Below are 2100 nucleotides of genomic sequence, written 5' to 3'. Positions count from 1 at the left end.
CGGTACCGAAACGCCCGCTTCACGCTCTTCCTGGTCATGGCACACACCGTAGCGACCACCCTGCGGTCGCGTGAGCAGAATCGACAGAAAGCCACAGAAAGGAGAGGGCGTGCCCCCCGTTCTGAAGAACGGGGCGTTCACGCCCAACAACGAGATGACTGACGCCATCCGCGCGGAGGGCCTGGTCAAGCAGTTCAAGGGCAAACGGGCCCTGGACGGCGTGGACCTGAGGGCCAGGACGGGGGCCGTGCTGGGCGTCCTGGGACCCAACGGCTCCGGGAAGACCACGACGGTGCGCATCCTGGCGACCCTGCTGCGCCCCGACGGGGGGCACGCCGAGGTGGGCGGCTTCGACGTGGCGCGCCAGCCCCACGAGGTGCGCCGCCTGATCGGGCTGACCGGCCAGTACGCGGCGGTCGACGCCGACCTGACCGGAACCCAGAACCTCGTGCTGATCGCCCGGCTGCTGGGCTTCGACCGGGCCGGGGCGCGGGCGCGCTCGGCGGAGCTGATGGAGCGCTTCGAGCTCTCCGACGCCGCCGGCCGCCCCGCCAAGACCTACTCGGGCGGCATGCGCCGACGGCTGGACCTGGCCGCGAGCCTGGTCGGCCGCCCGTCGCTGCTGTATCTGGACGAGCCGACCACCGGCCTGGACCCGCACAGCCGCAACGGGCTGTGGGACGTGGTGCGCGGCCTGGTCGACGACGGCGTGACCGTCCTGCTCACCACCCAGTACCTGGAGGAGGCCGACCAGCTGGCCGACGACCTCATGGTGCTCGACCACGGCCGGGTGATCAGCGAGGGCACGCCCGAGGAGCTCAAGAGCCGGGCGGGCAACCAGGTGCTGGAGGTGCGCACCGTCGAGACCGGACAGCTGTCCCTGGCCACCAGGATCATCGAGGCGGTCACCAACACGCCGGTGACCTCCGACGGGCTGCTGGCCAGCGTCCCGGTCACCGACTCGGCGGTCCTGCCCGAGGTGGTGCGCCGCCTGGACGAGCAGGGCGTGGCCGTCGCCGAGCTGTCACTGCGCAAGCCCAGCCTGGACGAGGTCTTCCTCGCCCTGACCGGGCACGCCGCCGAGGAGGAGGCCCCCCGGGGGGCCGTTGACGAAGGGACACGAGCTTGAGCGCCGTGACGACCCGGACGCCGTCGGCGCGGCCGGATGACGCGCCGACCACCCCGAAGCGGATCAGTCCGCTGATCACCGTGCGCAACGGCCTGCAACTGGCCTGGCGCAGCGTACTGAAGATCAAGGCCAACCCCGAAGAGGTCTTCGGGTTGATGTTGCAGCCGGTCATGTTCGTGACCCTGTTCGTCTTCGTCTTCGGACAGGCGATTATGGGCGACTGGCAGTCCTACCGCGACTTCCTGATGCCCGGCATCATCGCCCAGTCGGTCATCTTCGCCACGCTGGGCACCGGCTTCTCCCTCAGCGAGGACGTGGAGAAGGGCATCTTCGACCGGTTCCGGTCGCTGCCCATCGCCCGCTCGGCCCCGCTGACGGGCGCCATCCTCGGCGACCTGGTCCGGTACTCGATCACCGTGGTGATGGTGCTGGTGGTGGGCATGGCCATCGGGTTCCGCCCCGAGGGCGGCGTGGTGGGCGTGGTCGCGGCGGCCGCCCTGGTGCTGCTGTTCGCGTTCGCCCTGTGCTGGATGTCGGCCTTCATCGGCATGATCGTGCGCACCCCGATGGCGGTGCAGGCGTTCGGGATGATCCTGATGTTCCCGCTGACCTTCAGCAGCTCGGCGTTCGTCAGCCCCGACGACATGCCCAGTTGGCTGCGGGTGGTGGCCGCCAACAACCCGGTCACCCACGTCGTGGACGCCATGCGCGCCCTGATGCTGGGTTCGGGCGAGGCCACCGGTCCGGTGCTGTGGACCGTGGTGTGGGCCGCGATCATCACCGCGGTCTTCTTCCCGCTGGCGGTGTGGGCCTACCGGCGCCGCACCTGACCGGTTCCCGGCCAGAACAGTCGCGCGGCCTCCCGGCGGGGTGCGCGTGTTCCGGCGGGGCGGAGGCGGCGGCCCGGAAGCCGTCCCCCCGCCCGGGGAGGCGCCGCCGAGCGGCGCGCGGCAGCCCCGGAGGACCCGGGG

2 protein-coding genes are annotated in these 2100 nt (G+C 71.2%); both read left to right on the top strand.

The genetic code is table 11. The annotated features are described in order from the left end of the window. Positions 1–154: 154 nt before the first annotated feature. Positions 155–1129 carry an ATP-binding cassette domain-containing protein gene (locus tag DQW06_RS05580; protein ID WP_117198089.1) on the top strand — a complete coding sequence of 325 codons (975 nt, stop codon included), beginning with the start codon at positions 155–157 and terminating at the stop codon, positions 1127–1129. After that, positions 1126–1959, top strand: coding sequence for an ABC transporter permease (locus DQW06_RS05575; RefSeq protein ID WP_117198088.1), 834 nt, complete (start codon positions 1126–1128; stop codon positions 1957–1959). Before DQW06_RS05580 ends, DQW06_RS05575 begins: the two co-directional genes overlap by 4 nt. The last annotated feature ends 141 nt before the right edge of the window (positions 1960–2100 follow it).

Origin of the sequence: Nocardiopsis sp. TNDT3 (genome assembly GCF_003427465.1) — a bacterium.
Taxonomy (GTDB): domain Bacteria; phylum Actinomycetota; class Actinomycetes; order Streptosporangiales; family Streptosporangiaceae; genus Nocardiopsis; species Nocardiopsis dassonvillei.
Note: the sequence above shows the minus strand (reverse complement) of the source record. Positions and strands in the feature narration are given on the sequence as shown.